Genomic DNA, 24728 nt, shown 5'->3' with positions numbered 1-24728 from the left:
GTAAACATGAACGTAAGCAAGGAGTCGCACGATGAACTACGGAAGAGTCTTACTGTCCCTGAGTTTAGTCGTTCTAGCAGGATGTCAGAAAAGCGCTTTGAGTGAAGGTTCAGCAGATACTATGGAGGCGGCAAGCTATTGTGCGGGTCAGCTTTCAAAAGCATCCAGTGAAGACGTTCGCATCGTCGGTAAATCAGCTACAGAGGCAGGAAGCACTGTCAGCTACTCCTTGGATCAGGCCGGGAACTGCGTCAGCAGTTCTGATGTCACATGGAAGGTGGCTGGGGCCAGTCGCACTAAAACTTCTTCGTCCGGGATGACGTCGACGTTTAAGTTGGCTGGTACCTACGTGGTGACGGCGCAGGAAAAAACTGCTGGATCTGAAGATATCTCCCTTTCTTTGGTGACGACGGTTGTGAAAGAGGATCTAAACATCTCTGGTCCACAAGCCGGTTTTGTTTTTAATCCTATGAGTTTTGAACTTGTGATTCCTTCCGGTTTGGATGCTCAGTCCATCGTTTGGAACTTTAATGACGGCACTGCGACTGTCAGCAACGTCAGAACAGTTGAACACTCTTTCTTTAATGTTGGTACATATCAGGTTCAGGCCACAGTGACTGATGCTGATGGCAAGGTCACAGTGGCCAGTCATCGTGTGACCGTGATGACGGTGATTGATGATATGGACTGCTTGGAAGACTTGCGTATTTCCGGTGCCAACGAAGCGAAAGTTAAAATTGCTACGATGATGCACGTTTATCTGCCAGCGTGTCTGGTAAATAAAGTCGGTGCTGTTCGCTGGAACTTCGGTGACGGTGGTACGGCGGCTAATCAGTCTGTGACTCATGCTTATCAGGCGGTGGGCACTTATGCTGTGACGGCGACTTTGTATTTGGGTGACAATCAGGAACCTTGGGTGACTTTGGATCATTCCATTCGAGTGATCGAGGATCTTGATGTTGAACCGGAACCAGAGGTTCCAGTGGATCCGATGGCTTGTACTGTTGCCGGTGCAACACGTGAATCCCAGGGTGAGCTGAGCTCTGAAGAAGTGGCCTGCGGTGTGAATGGTAAAAAGGTTGTTTCTTACCGTGACCGTGTGGTTGAAGAATGTAAGCTTGTGGTTGAAAAACTGAACTGGGTGGAAGTGTCTCGTACCAAAGAGATCACCAACGAAGGTTCTTGTGAAGGCCAGTCTTGTAAATTGCCTGATGGCAGTCTGCTGGCGCACGGGGCTTCCCAGGTTCTTTATTCCAGTTCGACTCCAGTGGGTTCTTGCGCGAGCGTCAGCGAATCCCGCACTTGTACTAACGGTGTTCTGTCCGGTTCCAGCACTCACAACCAGGTGACTTGTCACGAGGGTTGCGGCAGCTTCGGTTCCCATGGCACTGTGAAAACCGGTGTGATCACAGGTGAAACGAAAGTTCCATTGAAATGTTCCTTCAATGAAGAAGGATTCTTTGACCTTTATAATGAAATCTCGGATCAGACTTGTACCGATGGTCAGATCATCAGCTCTAACACTCGTCAGGGCACGATGAAAGAAGCCGGTAAATGTCCGGTTTACAAATATGTTCCTACTGACAAGTTCACAGCTTGTACCGCGGATTGCGGCGGCAAGCAGAACCGTATCTTTGTCTGCGTGGATGATAAAGGTGTGACGGTTGATGACAGCCGTTGTGCGGACCAGGTGAAACCAGTGGAAGAGCGTCTGTGTGACGCAAACCCTGAAGCGGTTCGCAGCCAGTCTTCTGTAACAACCATCGAAGAAGCCAATTCATCTGCGACCTGTCCGGCAAACCAAATTGGTGTGATTGTTAAAACCCGTGAGGTTGTCACGACCAAGACCATGGCTTGTATCCAACACTCTGTTCAGTTGGAAAGCGAAGTGGCGGTTCCAGGTGCCTGGGTTGAGGAAAAGTACTGCCGTGACTACGTGGCTAGACGCTGTTCTCACGACAGCTTGAGCAATACCGAAGCCAAAGGCCGTTATGACTGGATGGTGAAATGTCAAAACGAGTTGCCAGTAATCAAGGAGTTCCTGACCAACTTTGCCAATGTGACAGTGACTGTCGGTGGTAAAAAAGTGGGCTTGGGTTCTGCGGGTCAGGAAATCTATGCGACCTTCATGGATCGTGCATACAGTCCTGAAAAAGCATGGATCGCTCCGAAGAAAGCCAATGCTCCATGTACAATGCCTGCGACGGCTTACGTGGCGACAGTGTGCGTGTCTTCATGCGCGACTCCAGAACAACAGATCCTGGCTGAAGAGGTCGTTAGCAAAAAGCTGAAATACATGTCCTTCTTTGATGCTCTGACTTCCCAGTCCCCTTATGTTGGTACAATGCAGTCCGCGGATTCTTTGAACAAGAATGCGGTTGTGAAAACCAAAGTGGATCAGTGGGTGACAGAGCTGGTGGACGGCGACCACGAGATTCTGGTCTTCAAAATGAAGTCCGGTCGTGAACTGCGTGTGACGAAAAATCACCCGGTCCTGAGCCAGGACGGTTCCATGAAAGTGGCTGAAGAATTCAAAGTTGGCGAGTCCCTGGTTCAAAGCGGTGGAACACTGGATGCGATTGTTTCCATCAACGAGATCAAGTACTTCGGTAAGGTGTACAACGTGTTTGTTCAGTCCAATGCGCCTCATAAAAACGTGGTGCTGATCAATGGATACCTGAACGGATCGGCATTCTTCCAGAATGCGGGTGCGAAGGAAATGAACAGAACCATCTTCCGTAACAACATGACCCGTGGAGTGTTTGGAAAATGAGAATCAGAACACTAGTGATGCTATCAGGTGCGATAACTGTCCTGGGTGTGGGTTTGACCGTGATGACTGAAAAGAGCAAACCAGAGACGGAGTCCCAAGCGGCTCCGACTCAGGAAGCTCCGGCGGCGAACCCCGTTGAAACTGAAAAAGAGACCGCCATCGCAGCAGGGACAAAACCTGCTGCGATGGACGTGATTACTTCTTCCCAGCCGATGCCGGTGGTGTTTAAGGAATTCAAGCAGGCCAGAGATCTTAAGAAATACGCGGATCTGAGCCGCAAGGCCCTGTTGCTTGAGCCTGACAAGATCGTCAAACGACGTCTGCTAAAAGACGAAGACTTCCTGAAAAGTCTGGAGGCTTTGTTAAAGACTGCTCCTAACGATGAAGAATCCCAGCAGATGCAAAACTCGGCTTTGGACTTTGTTTTCGAAGCCCTGAACACCGATATGAAATCCGCCGCGATTGAAGTGCTAAAAAGCGTGGTGGCTGATGCGACTGTGGAAAACAGCGCTGTGAATGAAATGGATCGCAAAGTGCTGGCAGGGGTGAAGGCAGAAGCTCTTCACAACTGGGCGGCCGCAGATCCCTCCGCGGAATCCAGTATCAACAGCCTTCTTCCTGGCCCCGTCAGTCAGAAGATCTGGGCGAACGTAAAACATCAGCATGAAAGCAATCTGGGTGAATCCGCGATGCTTCAAGCGGGGCAGTAGTAAGCCAAAAAAATCAGAGCTTCACCGTGTAAATGCTCGCTTTGGAATACACCTTCAAATGTCCCGCGCCTCTGACAGGTCCGGTATCCAGGTACAACGTCGGCGCCAATTCGCGGCCTCCGGCGGTGGCAGCTCCTTGAATCGTGATATTATTTTCCCCCTCAATTAAGAACTCTTCAGAAATGAATTCAATCTGTTCTTCAAGTTGCAAAGCTTTATGGGGAATGAACTCCAACGTGGTATTATCCATAATGACGGTTTTCGCGTTAATGACAACGCTTGTATGTTCGATCTTGTGCTTGCCACAAATTTTCAGGGTGTCCACGGTCAACTTGGCTGGCAGCTGTGCGATGTCGGTGTCTTCATTGCAGCCGAAGGACACGATGCCTTCGTTGGCGCTAAAGTTTCGAAGGTGGACTAGGGACCCTGTCAGTATGAGGTGATTTCCCGGGCTTGATTCACGTTCAAATTCCACTGAAATCTGCTTGGGCAGATCCGGAGATCTTCGATTGACGGCTGCATGTCGAACGACGACCAGGCCTGAAATCCCAACCTTGGGACCAGAGTAAGATTTTTTGATATCAGCCAGTTCTTCAGTCGTTGGGGCGCATGCGGCCAGCGTAAGACTTATAAGAGCGTAAAGAATAGATTTGGATTTCATATTTTCTCCTAGGACCGCGGGTTCAATGCTTTGCTATAAGTTTTAAAGTGTTCGGTTTGCGAGTCAGGGGTCATTCCGATCTTTTCTGCTACCTTTTGCGACCGTATGTTTCGATGGGTGGTTCTGATTTTGACTTGCTTCCAACCTCTGTCCGCCATGGCCATCATCAGAATTTGGAGGCTTTCTTTTACCAAACCTTTACCTTCTGACTCTGAATCCACCCAGTATCCGAATTCAAAACTGCGGGCTAGGTAGTTCAGTGAATGGATGGATATAGCTCCTGCGAATTCTTCGTCCTTAAAAATCTGAAAATGATAAGCCTGTCCAGCAGCCCACAGCATGTCGGCTTTCTGTGAAAAGTTCGTTTGGTCCTTTAGGCTGTTAATCTGTACCGGCCAACTTAGGAACTCTTGCAGTCTTTCTTTTTGTGCCTGTACTTTTTCAAAAACAATTTTAGCGTGTCGTGCGTCTTGCTTTCGAACAGAGATACCAGAATGACCGAAATGAATATCCGCCGGTGGCAGGGGGAAGAACTTAGCGGATTTCATTAGAACCAAGCGTGTTCGCGCGGGGAATAGAACTTTTCCTTGCGATCGTCTGGAATCTCTTCTGATTCTTTTTGTTCCAGGCGTTTGTTGTCGTGGGCATCAGCTTGGCTCCAAGAGTTGGCAGCAAGCTTTTGGCTTTGTTCAGGCTTGTTGATCAGCTCCAAGTCAGAAGCCTGAGCGTTGGAAGCCAGCAAAAGACCGATAAATGCGAAAAAGATAGCTTTGGATTTCATGTTTTCCTCCTCAGGAAAGTGTTGTTGCGAGGAGGTATTGCGTGGTCCGTGCCGGTCGGGTTTTGGGCTATAAACCGCTTAAAATCGATCTAGCGTCCGGATTGTCCGGTTGTGGATTCTGAATTCTGGGAATTCGGACGAAAGGGACCTTTACTTGGTCCCGGTCTTTTTCTGAGCTTCCGCGCCTTTAGGGGCAGCAGCTTTGGCTGGGGGATGGACCTTCAATTTACTGATTTCTTTCACCACCGATTCGCCCCAGGTGGCCGAGTCTTTCGGGCCATAATGAATGCCGTCGGATTTGCCACCGGGATATTTCGTCAACTTGGTGGAATCAATGAACTGACAGTTGTTGGCGTCAGCCCAGGATTTCAGTTCCTTCACACCCAGTTCAAGATTCTTTTTGAAAGGATCTTTTTTCAGATCTGGAGGCCCCACCCAGATGCACGCAGAACCCGCGGCATGGATCTGCTTCATCATCTTTTCAACGTGGGCTTTTTCGCTTTTGATGTTGCCAGGGCTTGCCAGGAAATTCGTTCCCAGTGTGATCACGGTCAGATCGGGTTTCGTAGCGGCAAGTTCTTCGCCGAACGAGGGCAGGCGGTGACTGGTCACGCGGGTTTCTTGTCCTTTGGCGTTCTTTTTCCAAAAACCACAGTTGGTGCTTTTAAAGTTTTCAGAACTGGTTGTCCACGTGGACGGGGACGAGCCACAGCTGGATAAAGATGTGACCTGAGTGTCGCCCTTTCTAAAGTGCGCATCCAGCACCGAACCATAGCGGCCGTAAGCGTGGGAATCGCCCAACAGCAAAACGCGCGAAGGACCTTCGGCAAAGGCCGATGAGCATGAAAGCAAAACTGTAAAAATCAAAAGTGTGCTTTTCATAAGGTCCTTCGTCAGAAACTAAAACTTCCAGTAAAGACTTGTCGACAGGCCGATTTGCATGTCTTCCTTGCCGGCAGATGGGTCGAACTTATAATCCGAAACATCCACGCCATAGCGCCAGAACCACTGGTTCGCGAACTGCAAATAAGCCTGCGCCTTCAGATTGTAAGCGGACTTCACTTTGAAATCGCTTCCGGAAGAACCTGCATAGTATTGCACCTTGTATTCAGACCAGTCCATGAATGGTCGCAACCAGCGGCCCGGCTTTTTGATGATATAAGCCCCCAGCCCGTATGCTGTGGCACTGGAGCTTTCACCCGCCACCATTTGCAGCGGCACCGTAAGGCCCCAAGTGGCATCAACCAGGTTAAAACCTTCCTGAGCACGCCACATCAATTCCACTGTCGTCAGATCGACCTTGGCGGTATCGTCGTTTTCAGTCAAATGCTGCTGGCGCTCGATGGACAAGCCCCAGTGGAACCTTGACCAGTCTGAATTCATCCATAGGAAGTTTTCAATCCACCACTGGAACTCAATAGTGCCAAAGGCAATACCAGACGGAGTTTGATATCGAGCCCCCAAGCCCAAACCGAAAGGCTGACCACGGAAGACGTCATTGCCGGCAACAAACGTGTGGCTGTCGGCAGTCACAGAAAGATAGCGGCGGTTTTCAACCCCGGCTGGGATGTCATCAATGGTCCAAGCAAATTGATTCTTCTTAGTGCCTTCCAATTTTGCGGCCTTGTCGGAATCAAGTACTTTCACCGTGACACCTTCTGGTGCCACCCCTGCAAAGCTCAGGGACGAAGAGTAAGTGCGCACGGCCGAACGGTTGGAAAGATAAGGACGGTTCTTTTCACGTGGCAACTGACCACGGATATAGAATTCCTGGCGCATTGGGATGTCGCCATCGCCTTTCAAATATAAAACCGGTCGGGATTTTGGCAAAGAGATCTGCCAGTCGGTCGCAGAAAGCTTTTTCACTTTCTTGGCATCCACGGGTTCGGCACCGGAAGCGGTCAGAATCAGATTTTCACCATCATCAGAAACAACCACGTCTTTGAAGTCCACGTCTTTTTTACGGGTTTCAATTTCCAGGAAGGCTCCAGATCGGGTGGCCGCTTTAAACGCCACGTTTTCGCTGCGATCATTCAGATAGATGATCCCCTGATTGCCCACGACCTTGCCATTGATTTCAATTTGTGAAGCTTTCTTGGTGCTGGTGCGGGCTTTCACCGCCATCTGGCCTTGCTGTGAACTGAGGTAAAGTTCGTTCGAGCAAAGATACAAACGAGTCTCTTCACTTTCACGGTAAATACAGAACGTCATGAACGGCAGATACTTCATGTCGTCGACAAGATTGTTTTCGATTTCTTCCACCACGAATTCTGCTTTTTCCGAACGAAGGTCTCCTTCTTCGGCAGGCAGGGTGTCGGTGGTGACTTTGACGTTGTTCTTGTCCAGAACGGCGTTAAAGATGGCTTTGCCGGAATTATTTTTTACCGCCAGCTCACCATCCTTGATTAATCCTGCGGGCCAAGAGAAGCGAATGCGGTAAGAGCCTTTTTTAGACGGAGATGGTTCCACCTGAAAAGTGACTTCGGTGGTATCAATCAGGATGTCGCCGACCTTCAGGCGGTTTTCATCCATCAAGGTGTATTCAAAGCGCTGAGGCAGAACCTGCAGATTGTTTTTGTCGGCCTGAAAATACATGGGCTTCAGGCGGCTTGTGCGGGTTTGTGCCGCCACCGGAAGGGCAATTGAAAGACTTAACAATGCAAGCAGGGCGGATTTCATTACAGTAGCTCCTTCTTGATTTCTTCAGCGCTTTTATGGGCCATGATCGCTTTGATCACAGCTAAGGAAGTTGTCATCTTGGAAAGGAAGTCGGCGTTGTGAGTGATCACCACGCGGCGGGGATGTCCGTCCCAGGCGTTTTTAATGCGATCATTCAGGTCCCAGGCTTCCTGATAGGTTTCGGTGCGGATCGGATTTGAACCGTCATAGTCATCAGCCGCCGCAGTATCCAGATGGATAACCCAGTCATAACGGGCAAGTTCTTTTTCTTTGGTGGTGTTCATGCTGGTGAAAAAATCACTTCCCAAAGATGTCGGCCAGTAAGCAGCACTGTCCAAAGACCCACGGTCACAGACGATCAGGCTTTTTTGGCTGACGTAAGAAATCATCGCTTCCAGTTCGAACTGAGTTGCATAGATCGCTTTTTGTGCATGCACGACAGTCTGTGGATCTTTGTAACGGGGGAAACCTCCGCGATACAAAATACTGGCCGCTTCCGGCACGATGGCACAGCGCTGGCCCAGCTCTTTTTTCAGAGCTTCGATAAGTGTGGTTTTTCCCCCTGAAGGGCCTCCGGTGATCGCGACTTTGACGTATGAATTCATACCTCTATGGTCCCTAATAAACGGTCCTTAGGTCAAAACAAAAAACTAGAGCATATAACGCAATCGGAAGGCGATCTTGTACAGGATTCTGGTCAGCCATGAAGGAGTGGCAAAATCCTTTTCTGAGGCAGGTTTGGAATTTTCGATGTCCATATGCCATTGCTCCAGCATGTTTTGTAAAAGCGCCGGGTCTTTCAGAATCACTTCGACCTCAAGATCATGCAGGATACTGCGATGATTCAGGTTGAATGAGCCCACAAACGCTTCGTTGTCGATGATCATCGTTTTGGCGTGCAGAATGGATTTTTGATACTCAAAAATCGGGATCTGGCGCTGGATCAGCAGGCGGACGATATAGAATGCCGCCCATTTAACCATCGGGACGTCAGACTTTCCGGGAATCAGCAGCTGCACATCGACCCCTCGGTGCGCGGCCTTCAGTAAAGCACGCAGCAGGGATCGTCGTGGCAGGAAATAGGCCGTGGTCAGGTAAATGCGGTTTTCAGCATGGCTGATCCGGCGAAGCAGGTCGCGATAAAGTTTTTTGCGCGTGCGCTGGGTGGTGTTTAATCGAAGCACACTGTGGGCGATATCTTCATTGATGCGCCAGCGTCCGACCCACGTCAAAAGGCCTTTCATAAAGGTGCGCAAATATGAAATTTGAAAAGCCAAAACCAGGCGCTTCACCGGTTCGCCTTCGACCCAAACGCCGGTATCCCGCCAGGCTTTGTCGCCGACGAAGCTTGCGCAATGTTCCTGGGTGAAATTCATGCTGCCCAGATAGGCGCGTTTTTCATCGACGATCGCAATCTTGCGGTGGGTGCGGCGATTCAGGCGTTTGAAAAGCAAAGACCCGCGCCAGGAATATTTCAGTACAAACTGATGTGCCCAAATCAGCGGATACGGCAGCGGATGAAAAACCCGAAGCTCCAGGCCGTTGTCCGTGCAAAAGCGGTCCAGATAAGGGATTGTGGTGTAGGAACCAAAACCATCGACAACGATTTTAACGGTGCAGCCGCGCTCGCGCGCGTTTGTCAATTCCTGCAAAATGGCCTTGGTCAGCTTATCTTCAGCAAAGATGTACGATTCAATAGTGACGCTACGACGAGCCTGTCTTATATCTTGGGAGAGACTTAAAAAAAAGTCGTCACCTGAGTGAAAAATTTGAACTTGGCTCCATGACTCCATATGTCGCAATTGTTCATTAAATTATTAAAAAAGTCGACAGCAAAGCAAGGGGGAGGGCACACTCACTTTATGGCATTAAGCAACATATCTCTGGACATCAAAAGTCTTAAAAAATTCCTGACGGGAAGTCTTCTGGTCCTTGCCTCCTGCGGGGCAACATGGGCTCAGGCTGCTTTGCCGTCCTCTAAAACCACGGTGATCTATTTCGGTCAGAATAAGGCTGAAGATTTCGAATTGAAGATTAAGCCTGTATTTGCTGACTTTGTGAAGTCCTGCAAATCCTGCGAGATTCTGAATTACACTCCTTATACTAAAGAAGGCGAAGTCGACATGGCTTCCCTGCAAGATCGTGTGGAATCCCTGCCGGACAACGCCGCTTTTGTTTTCTTTGATTTCAATATGAGAGCCAACGAAGCCAACAAAGAACTGGTCGAATTTCTGAATAAGAAAGCCGATTCGGGTCTTGTTGTCGTGGGTGCTGCCGGTGGCCCGGGCCCTGCGGAGGTTTCCAGTCCGTTGAGTCGTACTGTCCTGGGGCAGGTTCATGGTGCATTGATCATCGGCGAGCTGGGTGAAAGAGACCGCTTGTTCCCAGTGATCGGGTTCTATGGCCCGGAAATGCTGACGGCTTTGCGTGCTCCGCGCGATATCGTGGGGCAGGGTTACAGCCCGCTGATTTTCACTGCAAACTTGGCCAGCAACTGGCAAAAGCGCACGTCTTCTGAGTGGGTGGAGCACTTCCGCAGCAAGAAGTTGAAAACCCGCAAGCTGTGGCTTGATCTGGGTGACTTGTTCTAGTTAACGACCTGGAAACAGTTCGACACGATCCCGGTATTCTGCCGGGATTTTTTCTTGAAGCAGGCGTAAAGCCTCTTTGTCTGAATATCTGCTGGATGCATGAATAATAACGATTTTTTCGCTCTCGATGTCTTTAAGGCGCGGGATGATTTCGTCAATATGGGTGTGACCCCAGGTTCTGGCGTGCTCGACGGACTTTTTGTCGTCCAGATAAGTTGATTCCATGATCAGGATTTTGCTTTGGCGAACCCAGGGGCGGGAATCCAAAAATTCGATCTGGGTGTCACCGGTAAAGCTGACCACCGGGATGTTGGTGGTTTCGTTGACCTCAAGACCCTGACGGCGCAGGTCCACGATCTCGTCCTGTTTCAAGCCCAGATATTCTTTTTTCAGTTTCTTGTGAACTTCAAACAGAGTGTAGCCGTAGGACTCGATGCGGTGGGTGGTCGGGAAGACCTTGATAAAGGCCTGCGGGTTCAGCGGGATTTCGTCATCGGCTTTAACCGGGATGAACTCGTACTTGTACTGGTGGTTTTCAATCTGCTCCCAGAGTTTCATGATCTTATCCAAAGGTTCCACCAGCGTGCCCGGCATATAGAATTTTCCGGGTGGCATCGAGTTCATCGCTTTCTGCGAGATGATGTACGGAATCCCAGCCGCATGGTCTAGATGGCCGTGACTGATAAAGAATTGCTTTAAGTTTATCAGGAACGGATAGCCTTGTGCGACATCAAAGCTCAAAGAGAGTTCGGGCATGGAAATCGCCGTGCGGATTCCTGACAGCGACAGTCCATGGAACTTGTACTTGTTGTAACTCCAACTCTCTCCGGCTTGAACTGACATACGATTACATGCAGCGGGCTACGAGGTCGTGACCAATCCACGCCACCGGAGCTTTTGGAGCCCAGGAGTCGTGAAGCATCACATAACCACAGGATTTAAACACCACTTCAGACAAAACTGCGGTCAGCAGATTCTTTGGATCTTTGTGCATATCAAACAATGCATCTGAATTTTTCAGCATGTACTCCATTTGATCCTGACGGGAATGCTGAGGCCATTTGTCGAACTTGGTGAATTCCAAAGTCAGATCATTGGTCAAGTAGTCGTCAGTGGTTTTGATGATTTGTTCAAGTGTTACGTCATCTTTTAGAAGCGCTTTGCAGTCGTTCAGAACCTGCTCAGCGTGTTTCTTGTCGCCAGCGTCTTTATGGATAGCTGCGATCAAAGGGTAAAGTGATACTTCAACACCCTGGAAGATCGAGCTTGAGTTCGTCAAAATCTCTGGGCAGTTGTAAACGCAGCAGTGAACGCCTTGTTTGGCGAAGTCTTCGGCGTGTTTTTCAAGCGCCATTTTTGCCCAACCCTGGAAGTAGCACGTGTAAGTTTGCCACTTGTACTGACCACGGATCAGGACTTCGGTGCCATGGTATCCGTAAGCTGTGTAAGAAACGTGGCTGCCGGAAGCTTCCAGTTTTTTGCGCAACGGGGTGGAAAGATCAATCAGGTGCTTGAAGGTATCCGCGGTGACGTCCTGGAAGTTCTTCAGGCAAAGCTTGCCGATTTCAGAATCCATCAAAGCCTGGGATGAAATGTGGCGGTCCCCGGTGCCTTTGGCAACGCGGTTCAAAACTGGCATGATCACTTTTGTGCGCGGAACGCCGCCGGCCATCAAGTGTGCAAACAACACATTGGCACCTGCCGGGATGTACTGTTCCAGCTCTTTAAGGAAAAGTTCGGTGTTCTTTTTGAAGCGAGCGGTGCCGTTTTTCTGGGATTCTTCAATGGAAGCCCAGTCCAAGTTGACCTTGTCCCATTCGCTCATTTTAACGCCTTCCAATTGCTGGCAAGGAGTCACGCCTTTGGAGTCTGGTTCCATGTCAAAACCGGCTTCCATCGGCACGTTGATGAATGGACGAGGGATGTTGGCAGTTTCTTCTGCATTTAAAGCGCGCAAAGAACCGTCTTTTTCACGGCGGCCGACAGTGGCACGGACAATGGTCATTCCACGGCGTTCAGCTTCTTCAACCAAACCATTGGCATATCCGCGAGTGAATAGTTCGCCGAACAAGACCAGGACATCGCCTTTTTTGTACGGGCTCAGGGATGGCTTCTCGTTCAGAGGGAAAAGTTGCGTCATAAATACCTCACTCAAATAGAAAAAAAACATACTTGTCCTCTCTGCCAGCGGGGTCAAGTTTTGACTAGAGGCAGTTCAAAATACACCGCAGGGTGCTTATGTTGTGGGCCGTTTTTATTGCTTTGGGCGCTGGGGGGCGTTTAGAATGGCGTTTTCGGAGGAATATTGTGCGAGTTGTTAGTATGGTTCCGTCATGGACCGAGACACTTTTAAAAGCCGGCGTTCAGGTTGTTGGACGCACGCGTTTTTGCATTCATCCCCCGAAGCAGATCACCAATATTCCGATCGTGGGGGGCACCAAGGATGTGTCATGGGATCTGGTGGCGGATTTAAAGCCTGATTTAGTTCTGCTGGATCAGGAAGAAAACCCCCTGGAAATGGCCGAAGAATGCCCGGTGCCTTATCTGGCGACCCATGTGCATTCGCTCGCGTCCCTGCAAAAAGAGCTGGCCCGGTTGGGAGAGCACTTTGAAAATCCCCAGTTGATGGAAATGTCCATAGAGGCCTTGGATCTGGTCGAGGCGCCGCCGTTACAATGGGATATGCAAAAGATCCCGGGCTTTTTGGAGTGGGTGCGCCCGCCGGGGAAAAGCTATGACGAGGTTCTTTATCTGATCTGGAAAAAACCCTGGATGAGTGTCAGCCGCGAGACATACATTGGTTCGGTGCTGGAAAAGCTGGGGGCCAAGGTGGCTGCATTCCCCGAGGGTGACAAATACCCGGTGGTGGAGCTGGAAGACTTCAAGAATGCCTTTTATCTTTTTTCGTCCGAACCGTTCCCGTTTCAAAAAAAGATCGCCGATCTGAAGGCGCTGGATATTGATGGCGCGATCGTCAACGGGGAGTCCTATTCCTGGTTCGGTGTTCGCAGCATCGAGTTTTTGAAAGAGGCTTATCTCCAGAAGTAGGTCTGGTGTTTTCGAGTTCTCAGTGACAGGTGCAGTTGTTGATATACAATAAAATCTCACGATTTATTGGAAGGAACTGTAATGACTGTATCTTCTGTGGCGACCCGGGCTTCATTGCTGGCTTTGACAACCATTCTTACGGCTTCGTGTGCTGAAAAAAGCCAGGCGCCGGAATCTTTGACCTTAAAAATGATGCGAATGCAGGCTGAAACCAACTATCAGTCTGAACTGGCGCAAAAAGACCTGAAATCAGTCAAAAAAATTCAGCGCGTGGCTTTTGTCTGCTGCGCTCATCAGAATCAGGAACAAAACCTGTGGCAGCAGGTGTCTGCCAGGAATCCGGATGTCGTTGTCTTTACCGGCAACAGCGTCAGCGCTGTTCGCTACGACGAAAAACCACTGGGTGCACAGTACAAAAAACTGGATCAGATCGAAGGCTATCGCCAACTGCGTGGCAAAGCGCCTTTCATGGCGGTGTGGGACGGACTGGATTTCGGTCTTCGTCACGGGGACTCGGGCTTTGAAGGCAAATACGAAAGCCGCGAAGCTTTCCTGAACTATTGGAATTACATCCCGAAACTTCAGCCTAAATCCGCCAAGGGTGTTGAACACTCGGTGATTTTGGGCGCTCCAGGTCAGCGCGTGCAGATTATCATGCTGGACACGCGTTTCTATGCGACTCCGTGGCTGGACACTGGCGTGGATGGCGAGTTTAAGAAAAACTGGAACCGTTCAGATTCCTTGTTGGGAACCGGGCAGTGGAGCTGGCTTGAAAGCGAACTTCGTAAAGAGGCTGAATACCGCGTGATCGTGTCTCCGCTGCAGATGGCAGCCAACACTGGTGGCCAGGAACGTTGGGGCTTGTTCCCATTGGATCGTCAGAAGTTCTTTGATACTTTACGCGCCACTAACGCCCAAAAAGTGGTGATCGTCAGCGGCAATCGTGGTTTTGGCTCTGTCGGGAAAGTGGATCTGCTGGAAGGGTATGGTCCTCTGTATGATCTGACCGTGGGGCCGATGAACGGTGAAACCAGCCCGCGCGAAAAAGACTTCCACTATGTGGGTGGTGCTTTGGAAGCCTTTAACTTCGGTCTGCTGGAATGGGACTGGAAAGCCAAAACAGTTCACCTGAAACTGGTGGATGAAAGTGGTAAGACCGCGCAGGAAATGAAGCTGAGTCTGTAAATGTGAAGGCCTGAAACTAAAAACCCGCGAACTTCGCGGGTTTTTTTATTTGTGGCCGGCTTTGGCTTTTTGGTATTTGTATGAGGCCTTTCGATGCAGCAGCTTTTCATAAAAGGCACTCTGTTTGTCGATGCTGGCGGCAAGCTCTTTGGACTCAACTTGACGGCAGATGTTCAGAGCGTGCAGGGTGTCTTCCGGATCGTACTTGTTCTGATATTCGCCGGTGACGCTGTTCATCTGGCGTAACAGCTCTTTTTTGATCAACGCAATGGAATCCGGATCCAGCTGGGCTTTCGGGGTTACCGCCTGGGCCTTGGCTTCCTTGGTGGTATCCTCGAAAGAAACGTTGCCGACCGTGCCGTCTTTTTGGAAGTTGATGGTGCGATAGAAGGGCTGACCTTTTTCTTCCAGTTTCACAGTCATGCTTTGGTTGGCGTATTTGTGATCCAGAACACTGACGGAATGATCCGTGATGAAATAGATTCTTTTTCCGGAAATAAGAGTGAACGGTGTGGGGGACGTGGTTTCCAGTTTAAAGGTGCGGGCGTCAGATTTGCCGTCCAGCGCTTCGTGGCAGGCGATGACTTGCGAAAGCTCCTGGGACGCAGAAGCGTGTATTCCAAACATGAACATGCCGGCAAACAGAACTATTTTCATGATTTCAGGATAAAAGGAATTCCCTAAGACGGCAAAGCAGTCGTGAGGGAATTCCCAAAATGAGACTATTTAGCCAGGTACATGCCCGGATAGCTTGGAGCGGGCATCTGGAACAGCTGCTCCATCATCTTGGTCGCCTGAACCTGAGGATCTTCGTCTTTTTCCGCACCCTGAGGCATGCCAGCGTTACCGCGCATTGCGATCACGAAGCGGTTGAAGTCTTGCGTGGATCTAAGCGCGATAAAGAAGTTACGGTTGCGGGAATCACCACTGTCCTGCATCTGAGAGCTGCTGGTTTCCTGCGCGATCAGATAGTAGTTTTCAGTGATATCCACTGGCTCAGTGTGAGTCACACCGTCACACACCATGATACCGCGAGTGACTGCCGCCGCTTTTTCAGCCTCGGTCAGCTGGGAATTCAGGACAGACAGATAGTCTTTGCGACCGAACCAGGATTTCGTGTCCTTGATGAACAACGTCGGGTTCAGGCGCACGATCGCGCACTGCTCGTATTTGTTCACGCGAACTTTCATCTGGCTCTGTTGAACCGTCATGGACGTGGAACCATTCACAGAAATCGAGTTGCTGGAAGCTTTCGCGTCCGTTGTGGCCCAGGACATGGTGTAACCCAGATCCGCACTGACAGACAAAAGATCCATGAACTTCTTGGACAGACCAATCTTCGCAGACACACTGGTGGAAGTCGTTACGGATTTAGAGTGGGAGGCGCTCAAAGAGAAGCTTGTGCCCACAGTCAGACCCTGATTCAGACCTTTTACATATTGAGTGTTGCCGACTTCTTTGATCAGCATCTGTTTTTCAACCATGAAGAACCTGGAAGCGTCTTTTTTAACTGCGTGGAAGCAATCCATACCAAACGCCGGAGCGATATTAGGCATGATCGCGCCGCCTTTGGCAGCGTACATTTTTCTCATGTAATCGCTGGCCCAGAAGGCACACATTCTTTGCGCGGCCTCGTTGGACAACTTGCCTGTGGAAACCAGTGAATACAAATCAGACTTCGTCACAATCAGGCGGTCCGCCAGGTTGGTAGAACCCACCAGCGCTTTTACCAGTGGCTGTTCTTTTTCAAGGTTTGGCAAAGCCAGCAGATCCAGGTTGTTTTCTTTGGCAAAGTTCGCCGCCTGAGAGCGGTTCTTGATGTTGCTGGTGATTTCTGCTTTTACCTTCAAACCTTCCGCCACAATGCGAGCCACCACGTTCTTTTCAGACGTGTTGTTTTCACCTTTACCCTTCAGCAGGTAAGTGCTGATCGCTGCCGGGTCCATGATTCTCAGCGGGCGAGTGGTTTCGTCGATATTCAAAGTGATCGGACCGATGAAAGTCGGATTTTCCAAAACAGAACCTGCATCAATTGCAGAGTTCACGTGCTGGGAAGCGTCTTTCAGGCGCACTTCGCCTTTTTCAACAACGACTTTGGATTCATCAACCGGATGCAGTTCCACCAGGATGTTGTTGCGGTTACCCAGCGCTTTAAGATCCTGAGTTTGGAAAGTCACGTCCGTGTTGATCAGGCCGTTCATCACATTTACGAAGCGGTCTGCGGATGTAACATAAGTGTTCTTCTGGTCATAGTCGCGGTTTTGCACGATCGCCAGTTTCATCAGGTAAACACCATCACGCAGTTTCTGAGCTTCCGCGCGGCCGTTGGCCAGACTGGAATAGATCAAAAGACGCGGGTCCATCTTGAACTGGATCTTCTTGGTCACAGTCAGATTCAGCTGAGCATCCACGTTGTAGTTATAGGACAAAGTGTTGTAGCTGAAGCTATCCAGCAGGATTTGTGTGCGGGGACGGCTTTCTTTTTCGCAGCTCAGGATCAGCTTTTCAGTTGGATCCACATAACGCATGTCACGAGCCACCTGACCCCAGGATTCCCATGGGTTCACGATGATTTCCAGTTTTTCCTTCATGCCGAGGTCTTCGTTTTCGATCTGAACATAGCCCTTCAAATAGCGCTGGCAATCGAAGTACTTGAAAGAAATGCTTTCATCCCAGCTCAGGCACGAGTTGTTGTCCGTTTTCAAGGACACAGAAGAAGAGGTCTCGGCTTCATTTTGACGGAACTTCGTGACTTTGAAGGTGTGAGCGCGCGTGTTCTTCTGATCCAGGCCGTTTCTTACGCAGGCCTTGATATTATAGAACACTTCACGAGTGGATGTCGTTTCAGAACCCACGCGGATAAAGCGGAACTCAAGCTGGGACACTTCAATTTTTGGTTTCTGGTAAGTGTCTTCGTTCATTTTGCCAGCCGGAGTGACTTGCGCCACTTCCTGCATCTGAGCATTTACATAGTTGCTGATCTTGAAGCCCTTGGTTTGAGCCACAATCGTGTTCAGTTTCAGGAAGGAAGAACCTTTGATCTGATCGTATTCACCCAGAAAGTAAACGCCATCAAATGCTGTCAGGCCTTGAGGACCGTTTACTGGAGAAAGCTCCAGACCCAGCATGATCTGACCGCGAGTTGGCAAAGCCGGAAGGTGCATTGGGGATTTGATCGCCAAAGAGCCGTTTTCCATCTTTACATCCATCAGGGATGTTTCAGACATCTGACGACGGATTTCCTGGTTGTCGTGCTGATAGATATGGATCAGCTTCATGCGCGCTTTGAAAGATCCCGCCGTCAGGGCGCGCAGGAACATTTCACCGTTCATTTTAGTCAGTTGAATGGATGGATTCGGGCGCATTTCCACCAGCAGGGTCACTCCCTCCGCAGTCATTTTCTGTTCTGTTACGAACAGACGGCCATCTTCCACCCACAAAGGGCGTGTTGCTTGAGCGTTGTCAGCAGAAAGGCCTTTCAAAGCCAATTTGCCCTGTTCCTGGTTGTCCACCAGGCGAGGGATGTTGTTGCCATCATCCGGATTCAAAACCGGAGTCAAAGTTTCGCCATGGGACCACGGGTTGATCGCATAAGCGACTTTTTGAGAACCACGGTGAACGCCCGTGCCTTTGATAGTTCTTTCGATGCGGATGTACTGGGATTCTGCCAGGAAGTTAAAGCTCACGCGTTCTGCCCAAGTCAGGCAGCCGGCTTTATCAGTTGTAACTTTCTGCTGAGTTTCTTCCACCATGAAATCATGACCAGCCACGACCTTGTCGTAAGCAACGTCTTTGATACAGGCCTGAAGGTTGAAAACTTTGGAAGAAGGCAGGGCAAAGTCGCCCTGGACACTGACTTCCAAAGCTTTGGATTTGTCAGCCATTGGTTGCGCCGTGAAAGTCGCGGCACCCGTGCCCGTGCTTTCTTTGTCCTGCGGAGAAGGAAGATTACATCCTGCCAGTGACAAAGCGTAAAGACTTAAGATGGCTTTAAGGATTGTCAGTTTAGATGTTTGCATAGAAAGTCTCCAGCTTGATCATCAAAGTCTTTTCGCGGGATTGGGGATCGCGATTAAACATCACTTCAGAATCCGTGTATTTCACGCCGATATTGAAACCTTCCTTTTTAAAGGACAGGTAGCTTTCAGCGGAATAGCCAACGCGGTTGGTTTCAAAACCCCCAGCGTTAAAGTAAGCCACCGCTGCTTCCGGAGCGATGGAGAAATAACTGCCTTCAATAACAAGATCTGTGTTTTTGCCGAAGTGGAACTCACCAGCGGCAAAGTAACGGGTTGCGGTGTTCTGATCAGATGGAGCTTTGGTGTTTTGCAGATACTCGCCACCAGCTCTGAAATCAAACAGAGAAAACACCGGGAATTCAAATTCAGTCGCGGCCTCGATGCCTTCGTATTTATACATGAATGCGTACTGGGCCTCAGAAAGCTTTTCAACTTCATTCCCCAGCAGATTGGACTGCTGAGCCACCGCCGACGGCAGGTTGTTATACATGAAGTATCCAACCGAGGATTTCCAGAATAGATTCTGAGCAGCTTGCACCTGGAACTTCAGGGCCGCTGTGTTCAAGGACGGGGTCTTTTCAAGCTCCTTGGTGTTTGTGCTCAAAGAAGTTGAAGTGGGGATTGCGGATTCCACAGAAAGGCTTGTTTTAGTAAGGCCTGCCTTCATCAGGGCTTCCAGGCGTGCTGCCGGGAATGCAATGCCGTCCACCAGAAGATTTGTATGCATGTGGCGCTGATTCAATGCCCCTGCGGAAAGACGCAGGAAAGAGAATGGCAGATAATGAGCTGCCGCCTGGTTCAGAATGATTTTATTTTCAGCTCTGTCAGCACCATCCACACTTTGAGTCTGGCCTGATTGCAGGCGCAAAGAAGGCTGGATATCCAGTTGCAGGGAACGGCTTAGAAGGTATTTGGCTTTGATATCGGTACGGATATCAACGACTTTGGATTGGCTGCGTTCATCGTGCACGTCAGAGCCTGCAAGGCGCAGTCTCCACTCGGCATCGAAGCGGCTGCTTTCTTTGGTCTCAGGCATAGCTGCGCTGATCTGACTTTGCGCATAGCTTTGCGCCGTCAGTATCAGAATGAGACAAAGTGTTGATAATGCAGTTCTTTTCATGCCAACCCCATATTCCTACCCACATCATTTCAAGTTCCGTGCGCGGGTTTGGCGTTACCATTTCAAAGATATAAGACTTAATAGAAAGGCCTTGGACAGTGTGCCCTCAATTGTCACAGCCAGGTAAAAAAGCCAACAAGGGCTCACAATCAGGAAAAGGGTCCGGGAAGCGAATTCGGATAAGTGTAAATGACACTAAGGTGTTTCGGAGAGAGAAAGCCCCTTTGCACCGTTGAAGTTCTTTGGGGGAGAAATGAACGAAGTCGTAGCTGCAGTGGGAGCCTCGCAAATCAATCTCAGCCTTATTTCCAACAGTGAGCTTTTGTCCAGGATGCAGAATCTTGTAAGGACGGAGCGGAAAATCACTCATTTGATTCTTTTGCATATTGCCGAAATTGAAGCCCGTAAACTTTATGCGGAATTGGGGTATGACGGAATGTTTCCCTACCTTACCCGTGGTTTGGGTTATTCTGAAGGCTCGGCTTATCGTCGCTTGCACTCTGCACGGCTGCTGGCGCAGGTTCCGCAGATCGCAAATAAAATTGAGAGCGGCAGTCTGAACCTGAGCCAATTGACCAAGATGCAAAAGTGCCTTGCTAAAAGCGAGGACAGGGGCGAAATCCTGACGGTGACCAAGACTTTGGAGGTCCTTCAAAAAATTGAAGATAAAAACACATTTGAAACAGAAAAGACTTTGGCTCAAGAGATGAATGTGCCCATTGAGAGTTATGAAATGTTAACTCCACAGCGGGATGACTCCGTTCGACTCTTAGTCACGCTAACGAAAGAACATTTTTCCCAACTGGAATTGTCAAAAAGTCTGCTAAGTCATGTCTGCATAGAAGGAACCTGGGCTCAAGTTATCGGAAAGCTCGCTGAAGTTTTTAATAAAAAGAAGTTGGAAGGGAGGATCGCCGTGACTCAGTCCGCCATCGTAGCGGCGGCGGACTGCGTTGGGAATGGAGCTGAGGACGACGAACCTAAAGAGCCCAGAGAAACCGGGGTAAAAAGGAGCCGGAGTTATCTGCCCCGAGGGCTGCGGCGTGAACTGTTCAAAAAAGCACAATATCGCTGTGAATACAGAGACACCTTCAGCGGGAAGAAATGCCAAAGCAGCTATCAGCTTCAAATTGACCACCGCATTCCTGTTGCGCTGGGTGGAAGCGATAGAGCTGAAAACTTGAGGGTGCTTTGTCGCACGCATAATCTGGCGGAAGCCAGACGGATGGGAATTGGCATCAAAGCCAAGATATAGGTTGTACTGAAGAGCTCTTAGGAAAATAGAAGTAAGTAAGCTCTGAAGGACAATAATTTTCCAGTTCTATTTTTACTTATAGACCTGCTTGCAAGAGCTCTCGCAGGCCGCTGCGTCTCTGGCGGATTCGCCAAACTGTGCACCACGAGCGGTGGCCTTGTAGTCGTCTTCATCAAAGCGGGTTTTATAATTGCAGTCGGTGATGTCGCGGTCTTCTTTCAGCCAGCCCACATAGTCCGCTGTGTGATAGCTGGTTTCCTGAGAAATACGGCAACCAATGTAACAATGAGCCAGTTTGTCTGTGCCCATCTTTTCGGCCTTGGTTTTTTCGCTCTTGTAAACGTTGTAGGCCTTGATCAAAGAAAACGGGTTTCCAGCACCAGGATTCTGGTCAGCCCAGTCAGAACGGAACGCATCGTATTCATCAGCGCTGGCAAAGGCCTGACGGGTGTTCGGGTTGCGCTCTTTTTGATAGCAGAGTGGGTCTGCTGCTTGCGCAACAGAAGAAAGGCTGATGATAAGGGCGATCAGGATTTTTGCCATAAGGGCAAAATCTATCAAAGTCGCCCCCATGGTGCCCGTGAAAATTCAGCAAGGTGAATTTTTATAATGCCAGTGACGTTTTATGGCTAGCTAGGCTTCAGGTATTGAAATACGGACAACCGATGCGCAGTTCTGGCAGATTTCCGTGTGTTCCTCAAAAAAAGCGGCTTTGCCAATTGTCACCGGCGTCCTGCAATGCGGGCAGTGGATCGAGCCCGACAAGATCTCGTGACGGAATTTACGCGCGCGCACAGACAGATAAATTCCCAGAATAAAAAACAAAGGCGTCAGAACAAAGTGCGCCACTGGAAGCAGAATACTGAAAATCGCCAGGCCCCAGAACATTCCTAACTTTTGCAATGACTTGATCAGAACTTCACGCGGGGAGTACGAGCGGATGTCGGCGGTGCCGTACTCGACATGATCGCTGCCGGCGGTGGCTTGAATGCGTTGCTGACTCATGAGTGGGATCCTCCGTAGTATTCATGGGGAACCTTAAGGCCCCGGCGTGCGATTTTTTCAGTCATGATAGAGTTTTTCATAATCACGGTTGAAATCAAATAAGCAATACAACAGCATCCCAGCAACGGAACCAGACCCACGGGTTGTTTGGTTCCTTCCAGGGCGAACAGGACGGATGCCAAGAGTGCACGTGAAGATCCGGCAAACAGGGCGGCCATTCCAATCAGGGCCATGGTGTTTACATCCGTGTGCAGTTCGGGAACGAATCGAGCCAGCAGCGTTCCAATGATAAATCCGAAAGCGGCGCCCAAAGTCAGCAGTGGCGCCAGGGTCCCGCCGGATGTTCCGCTTCCCAGTGCAATGGCCCAGGCAAGGAACTTCCATACAAAAACACTTGCGGCGGCGCCAACAGTAAGACTGCCAGCAAGACTCAGCGAGATATTGCCATAGCCCACACCCAAAGAGCGTGGCTCAATCAGGCCGATAATTCCCACCGCCAGTCCGCCCAGTGCGGGCCACCACATCCAGTGAACCGGGATTTTTTCAAAGTGGTCTTCCACCCAGTAAATGGACTTCGTGACAACGACCGCCAGCAATCCCATGACCGCGCCAAACGCCAGATATGTCAGCAGCCCGGTCATGTCCGGGGCCTGAATAGGTGGCATGGTGAAGAAAGCTTCCGTGTGCATAAAGGCTGAACGCAAAGTCGCCGCCACCGCGGTCGCCAGCGCCACGGGGACAAAAGATTTGGGACGGTATTCAAAAAGGAGCAGTTCGATTGCCAGCAAGACTGCCGACAACGGTGTGCCAAAGATCGCAGTCATCCCTGCCGCCGCGCCGGAGGCCAGTATGATTTTTCGTTCGTAAGCGCTGACCGGCACAATCTGTCCCAGCCAGGATCCCAGGGCGCCGCCGGTGGCGATGATCGGGCCTTCAGCGCCGAAAGGGCCGCCGGAGCCAATGGCGATGGCTGATGACAGGGGCTTTAGGAATGTGATGCGACGGGGGATGCGACTTTCTTTTTGCAGGATGTTTTCCATGGCTTCAGGAATGCCATGACCGCGGATGCTGGCAGATCCAAATCTTGCCATGGCTCCGACAATCAAACCACCGATGACCGGCACCACGACAGCCCAGGCTCCAAGGGTGTTGTCTGCGGGATTGCTTTCTGCCACAGAGAATGTTTGGAAATAGAAAAGGTTTGTGAACAGGGCAATTCCCAAAAGCAGCAGCTTTGCCACCAGAACACTGGCGATAGCCACCAGACAGCTCAAAACACAGATTAACAGAATACGACGACGTTGCTTCAACTCATTTGAATACACTAAAACTCCCAGGCGGTCAGACAGTGCGACAGAACTTCCGCCTGTCACTGTGAGGGGTCAATGCATGAGGCTTTGCATCGAAACGGTGTGTCATGGATTTATATCTATAATGTGCACCAACATAAAAATAATTTTGTTCCGCCATGTGTGGCGAGGGCTTGGGGGTGGAGAAGCGTGAAATCGGAAACTGCATAAAAGCAATTTTTCATTCGAGAAACTTGTTTGTACAGTAAGAGGATCGCGACTTGCTTGGAGGAGTAAATCGTTCGTTTCGCCAACTATTCCCTGACCTAAAAATAATATTGTGTTGTGTCATCTTGCATTTGTCTCTTTACGATTTGCTCGACCATGGTCTGTAATTGAAACGTTACATTAATGAGGGGGTAACACATGGAGTTTCTGACAAAAATGGCAGTAGCATTCGAACACGGTGGTTTCTGGATGTGGCCAATCTTGCTTATTCAAGTCGCGTCTATCGCAATCATGATCGAAAGAGCTTACGCTTTGTTCGTTCGTCGTAAAATCACTCAATTTGACTTTGCAATGGGCTTTGAAGAGTCCATCCGTCGCGGTGAAATGGATGCCGTGATTTCCAAATCCCAAGCGGCTATGGCAACAAATCCAGTGGCTCGCGCGATTGCAGCAGGTGCAACTGCGGCTCGCAACCTGGGTGGCAAAGAAGAAATCCAGGGTAAAATGGATGAAGTTCTTATTCAGGAAAACGCAGCTTTGGATCACCGCACAGGCTTCCTGACAATGTTCGGTAACGTGGCGACCCTGACGGGTTTGTTGGGTACGATCTCTGGTATGATCGCATCTTTCGCAGCCGTGGCGTTTGCCAATCCTGCTGAAAAAGCATCTTTGCTTTCTGCGGGTATCTCTGAGGCGATGAATGCGACTGCTTACGGTCTGATCACTGCGATTCCGGCTCTGGTTGCTTACGCAATCCTTCAGAACCGTGCAAATCGTCTGGCAGAAGACCTGAATCAGGCGGGGCTAAAAGTTTACAATTGGCTGAGCTACTCTTACGAGCCAATGACTTCCTACAACATCAAAACTTCCAAATCCGAGCGCGCTGCTGAGCTGGATGCTTAGTTTTTAAGGGGGTTCAATGAAACACTCCAAGAAGCATCTGGATTTTGAGGTCAACCTTATTCCGTTCATCGACTTGCTGTCGGTATCGATCTGTTTTCTTTTGATCACCGCTGTGTGGTTGAACGTCGGATCGATGAACGTGAAACAGGCGGTTGGCGGGCAGGCTCAGGAGGACACTAAGAAAAGTCCTCTGGTCTGGGTTCGCATGACGGCCACCGGAGATCTGGATCTGGAGGTGCAGCAAAGCTCTCTGGTGCCGGCATCTTTGCGCAAGTTTCGCGTTGCTCACGAGGGCAAACAAGTGAACTGGGCAGGGTTGGAAAAGGCTTTGACCAATCTGAAACAGGTCGAGCCATCTTTGAACACAGGACTGATTCAGCCGACAGCTTCCACCGCGTACGAGGAAATCATCGACGTGATGGACAAGCTTAAGAAAACCGGCATGACAGATCTTGGCGTTTCTCCATTATAGTGGGGGTTT

23 protein-coding genes are annotated in these 24728 nt (G+C 49.9%); 8 read left to right on the top strand and 15 right to left on the bottom strand.

What is annotated here, in order from left to right:
- The first annotated feature begins 31 nt into the window (after positions 1–31).
- Both AC04MQ_RS17190 and AC04MQ_RS17185 read left to right on the top strand, forming a co-directional pair.
- Positions 32–2773, top strand: a complete 2742-nt coding sequence (locus AC04MQ_RS17190) for a PKD domain-containing protein (RefSeq protein WP_475392684.1) — start codon at positions 32–34, stop codon at positions 2771–2773.
- Positions 2770–3483, top strand: coding sequence for a hypothetical protein (locus AC04MQ_RS17185; RefSeq protein WP_475392683.1), 714 nt, complete (start codon positions 2770–2772; stop codon positions 3481–3483). The genes AC04MQ_RS17190 and AC04MQ_RS17185 overlap by 4 nt, the downstream gene beginning before the upstream one ends.
- A 13-nt stretch (positions 3484–3496) precedes the next feature.
- Here AC04MQ_RS17185 and AC04MQ_RS17180 read toward each other — a convergent pair whose 3' ends face one another.
- The 7 genes from AC04MQ_RS17180 to AC04MQ_RS17150 form a co-directional block, all read right to left on the bottom strand.
- Positions 3497–4144 carry a hypothetical protein gene (locus AC04MQ_RS17180; RefSeq protein WP_475392682.1) on the bottom strand — a complete coding sequence of 216 codons (648 nt, stop codon included), beginning with the start codon at positions 4142–4144 and terminating at the stop codon, positions 3497–3499.
- Positions 4145–4152: 8 nt separating this feature from the next.
- A complete protein-coding gene (locus AC04MQ_RS17175; RefSeq protein WP_148278816.1) occupies positions 4153–4692 on the bottom strand; it encodes a GNAT family N-acetyltransferase in 540 nt (179 codons plus the stop codon).
- Positions 4692–4925, bottom strand: a complete 234-nt coding sequence (locus AC04MQ_RS17170) for a hypothetical protein (protein ID WP_475392681.1) — start codon at positions 4923–4925, stop codon at positions 4692–4694. Before AC04MQ_RS17170 ends, AC04MQ_RS17175 begins: the two co-directional genes overlap by 1 nt.
- 150 nt (positions 4926–5075) lie before the next feature.
- Entirely contained in the window at positions 5076–5807 is a 732-nt protein-coding gene (locus tag AC04MQ_RS17165) for an SGNH/GDSL hydrolase family protein (protein ID WP_015091468.1), read from the bottom strand.
- A gap of 18 nt (positions 5808–5825) precedes the next feature.
- The gene (locus AC04MQ_RS17160; protein WP_015091467.1) at positions 5826–7604 is read right to left on the bottom strand and encodes a hypothetical protein; all 1779 of its coding nucleotides are present in this window, start codon (positions 7602–7604) and stop codon (positions 5826–5828) included.
- The gene (locus AC04MQ_RS17155; protein WP_015091466.1) at positions 7604–8209 is read right to left on the bottom strand and encodes an ATP/GTP-binding protein; all 606 of its coding nucleotides are present in this window, start codon (positions 8207–8209) and stop codon (positions 7604–7606) included. Before AC04MQ_RS17155 ends, AC04MQ_RS17160 begins: the two co-directional genes overlap by 1 nt.
- Before the next feature lie 45 nt (positions 8210–8254).
- Positions 8255–9397 (bottom strand): phospholipase D-like domain-containing protein, encoded by a 1143-nt coding sequence (locus AC04MQ_RS17150; RefSeq protein ID WP_080602391.1) that lies wholly within the window; start codon positions 9395–9397, stop codon positions 8255–8257.
- A gap of 69 nt (positions 9398–9466) precedes the next feature.
- Here AC04MQ_RS17150 and AC04MQ_RS17145 point away from each other — a divergent pair, with 69 nt between their 5' ends.
- Positions 9467–10195, top strand: a complete 729-nt coding sequence (locus tag AC04MQ_RS17145; protein WP_015091464.1) for a hypothetical protein — start codon at positions 9467–9469, stop codon at positions 10193–10195.
- Here AC04MQ_RS17145 and AC04MQ_RS17140 read toward each other — a convergent pair whose 3' ends face one another.
- Both AC04MQ_RS17140 and AC04MQ_RS17135 read right to left on the bottom strand, forming a co-directional pair.
- Positions 10196–11038, bottom strand: a complete 843-nt coding sequence (locus AC04MQ_RS17140) for an MBL fold metallo-hydrolase (RefSeq protein WP_475392680.1) — start codon at positions 11036–11038, stop codon at positions 10196–10198. It abuts the gene before it with no gap.
- 4 nt (positions 11039–11042) lie between these two features.
- Positions 11043–12335, bottom strand: coding sequence for an enoyl ACP reductase FabMG family protein (locus tag AC04MQ_RS17135; RefSeq protein ID WP_475392679.1), 1293 nt, complete (start codon positions 12333–12335; stop codon positions 11043–11045).
- A 167-nt stretch (positions 12336–12502) separates the two neighbouring features.
- Between AC04MQ_RS17135 and AC04MQ_RS17130 the strand changes: the two genes are divergently transcribed.
- Together AC04MQ_RS17130 and AC04MQ_RS17125 are read left to right on the top strand one after the other, a co-directional pair.
- Positions 12503–13243, top strand: coding sequence for a helical backbone metal receptor (locus AC04MQ_RS17130; RefSeq protein WP_475392678.1), 741 nt, complete (start codon positions 12503–12505; stop codon positions 13241–13243).
- Between the two features lie 81 nt (positions 13244–13324).
- A complete protein-coding gene (locus tag AC04MQ_RS17125; RefSeq protein WP_475392677.1) occupies positions 13325–14428 on the top strand; it encodes an alkaline phosphatase D family protein in 1104 nt (367 codons plus the stop codon).
- A 45-nt stretch (positions 14429–14473) separates the two neighbouring features.
- Here AC04MQ_RS17125 and AC04MQ_RS17120 read toward each other — a convergent pair whose 3' ends face one another.
- The 3 genes from AC04MQ_RS17120 to AC04MQ_RS17110 all read right to left on the bottom strand — a co-directional run bounded on the left by AC04MQ_RS17120 (position 14474) and on the right by AC04MQ_RS17110 (position 19567).
- Positions 14474–15085, bottom strand: coding sequence for a hypothetical protein (locus tag AC04MQ_RS17120; protein WP_015091459.1), 612 nt, complete (start codon positions 15083–15085; stop codon positions 14474–14476).
- Between the two features lie 65 nt (positions 15086–15150).
- Positions 15151–18447, bottom strand: coding sequence for a hypothetical protein (locus tag AC04MQ_RS17115; RefSeq protein WP_475392676.1), 3297 nt, complete (start codon positions 18445–18447; stop codon positions 15151–15153).
- Complete coding sequence (locus tag AC04MQ_RS17110) at positions 18434–19567, bottom strand: hypothetical protein (protein WP_015091457.1); 1134 nt, start codon at positions 19565–19567, stop codon at positions 18434–18436. Before AC04MQ_RS17110 ends, AC04MQ_RS17115 begins: the two co-directional genes overlap by 14 nt.
- Positions 19568–19820: 253 nt before the next feature.
- On the opposite strand from AC04MQ_RS17110, the gene AC04MQ_RS17105 reads away from it, so the two are divergent.
- A complete protein-coding gene (locus AC04MQ_RS17105; RefSeq protein WP_015091456.1) occupies positions 19821–20822 on the top strand; it encodes an HNH endonuclease in 1002 nt (333 codons plus the stop codon).
- 72 nt (positions 20823–20894) lie between these two features.
- Here AC04MQ_RS17105 and AC04MQ_RS17100 read toward each other — a convergent pair whose 3' ends face one another.
- From AC04MQ_RS17100 to AC04MQ_RS17090, 3 genes are all read right to left on the bottom strand, one after another.
- On the bottom strand, positions 20895–21365 hold the full coding sequence (locus tag AC04MQ_RS17100) for a hypothetical protein (RefSeq protein ID WP_235046103.1): 471 nt from the start codon (positions 21363–21365) through the stop codon (positions 20895–20897).
- 90 nt (positions 21366–21455) lie between these two features.
- Entirely contained in the window at positions 21456–21827 is a 372-nt protein-coding gene (locus tag AC04MQ_RS17095; RefSeq protein WP_015091454.1) for a hypothetical protein, read from the bottom strand.
- Positions 21824–23152, bottom strand: coding sequence for a chloride channel protein (locus AC04MQ_RS17090; RefSeq protein ID WP_475392675.1), 1329 nt, complete (start codon positions 23150–23152; stop codon positions 21824–21826). The genes AC04MQ_RS17095 and AC04MQ_RS17090 overlap by 4 nt, the downstream gene beginning before the upstream one ends.
- A gap of 390 nt (positions 23153–23542) precedes the next feature.
- Here AC04MQ_RS17090 and AC04MQ_RS17085 point away from each other — a divergent pair, with 390 nt between their 5' ends.
- Both AC04MQ_RS17085 and AC04MQ_RS17080 read left to right on the top strand, forming a co-directional pair.
- A complete protein-coding gene (locus AC04MQ_RS17085) occupies positions 23543–24247 on the top strand; it encodes a MotA/TolQ/ExbB proton channel family protein (RefSeq protein ID WP_080602390.1) in 705 nt (234 codons plus the stop codon).
- Positions 24248–24263: 16 nt separating this feature from the next.
- A complete protein-coding gene (locus AC04MQ_RS17080) occupies positions 24264–24719 on the top strand; it encodes an ExbD/TolR family protein (protein WP_015091451.1) in 456 nt (151 codons plus the stop codon).
- The last annotated feature ends 9 nt before the right edge of the window (positions 24720–24728 follow it).

The sequence above is a fragment of the Bdellovibrio sp. MYbb2 genome (genome assembly GCF_056175685.1).
Note: the sequence above shows the minus strand (reverse complement) of the source record. Positions and strands in the feature narration are given on the sequence as shown.

Bases quoted from the DNA above. Each gene is read 5' to 3' on its own strand.
- AC04MQ_RS17120 (WP_015091459.1), bottom strand. From the start codon at position 15,085: ATGAAAATAGTTCTGTTTGCCGGCATGTTCATGTTTGGAATACACGCT.
- AC04MQ_RS17095 (WP_015091454.1), bottom strand. From the start codon at position 21,827: ATGAGTCAGCAACGCATTCAAGCCACCGCCGGCAGCGATCATGTCGAG.
- AC04MQ_RS17170 (WP_475392681.1), bottom strand. From the start codon at position 4,925: ATGAAATCCAAAGCTATCTTTTTCGCATTTATCGGTCTTTTGCTGGCT.
- AC04MQ_RS17160 (WP_015091467.1), bottom strand. From the start codon at position 7,604: ATGAAATCCGCCCTGCTTGCATTGTTAAGTCTTTCAATTGCCCTTCCG.
- AC04MQ_RS17085 (WP_080602390.1), top strand. From the start codon at position 23,543: ATGGAGTTTCTGACAAAAATGGCAGTAGCATTCGAACACGGTGGTTTC.
- AC04MQ_RS17140 (WP_475392680.1), bottom strand. From the start codon at position 11,038: ATGTCAGTTCAAGCCGGAGAGAGTTGGAGTTACAACAAGTACAAGTTC.
- AC04MQ_RS17145 (WP_015091464.1), top strand. From the start codon at position 9,467: ATGGCATTAAGCAACATATCTCTGGACATCAAAAGTCTTAAAAAATTC.
- AC04MQ_RS17155 (WP_015091466.1), bottom strand. From the start codon at position 8,209: ATGAATTCATACGTCAAAGTCGCGATCACCGGAGGCCCTTCAGGGGGA.
- AC04MQ_RS17105 (WP_015091456.1), top strand. From the start codon at position 19,821: ATGAACGAAGTCGTAGCTGCAGTGGGAGCCTCGCAAATCAATCTCAGC.
- AC04MQ_RS17180 (WP_475392682.1), bottom strand. From the start codon at position 4,144: ATGAAATCCAAATCTATTCTTTACGCTCTTATAAGTCTTACGCTGGCC.
- AC04MQ_RS17150 (WP_080602391.1), bottom strand. From the start codon at position 9,397: ATGGAGTCATGGAGCCAAGTTCAAATTTTTCACTCAGGTGACGACTTT.
- AC04MQ_RS17185 (WP_475392683.1), top strand. From the start codon at position 2,770: ATGAGAATCAGAACACTAGTGATGCTATCAGGTGCGATAACTGTCCTG.
- AC04MQ_RS17175 (WP_148278816.1), bottom strand. From the start codon at position 4,692: ATGAAATCCGCTAAGTTCTTCCCCCTGCCACCGGCGGATATTCATTTC.
- AC04MQ_RS17115 (WP_475392676.1), bottom strand. From the start codon at position 18,447: ATGCAAACATCTAAACTGACAATCCTTAAAGCCATCTTAAGTCTTTAC.
- AC04MQ_RS17190 (WP_475392684.1), top strand. From the start codon at position 32: ATGAACTACGGAAGAGTCTTACTGTCCCTGAGTTTAGTCGTTCTAGCA.
- AC04MQ_RS17100 (WP_235046103.1), bottom strand. From the start codon at position 21,365: ATGGCAAAAATCCTGATCGCCCTTATCATCAGCCTTTCTTCTGTTGCG.
- AC04MQ_RS17135 (WP_475392679.1), bottom strand. From the start codon at position 12,335: ATGACGCAACTTTTCCCTCTGAACGAGAAGCCATCCCTGAGCCCGTAC.
- AC04MQ_RS17110 (WP_015091457.1), bottom strand. From the start codon at position 19,567: ATGAAAAGAACTGCATTATCAACACTTTGTCTCATTCTGATACTGACG.
- AC04MQ_RS17080 (WP_015091451.1), top strand. From the start codon at position 24,264: ATGAAACACTCCAAGAAGCATCTGGATTTTGAGGTCAACCTTATTCCG.
- AC04MQ_RS17125 (WP_475392677.1), top strand. From the start codon at position 13,325: ATGACTGTATCTTCTGTGGCGACCCGGGCTTCATTGCTGGCTTTGACA.
- AC04MQ_RS17165 (WP_015091468.1), bottom strand. From the start codon at position 5,807: ATGAAAAGCACACTTTTGATTTTTACAGTTTTGCTTTCATGCTCATCG.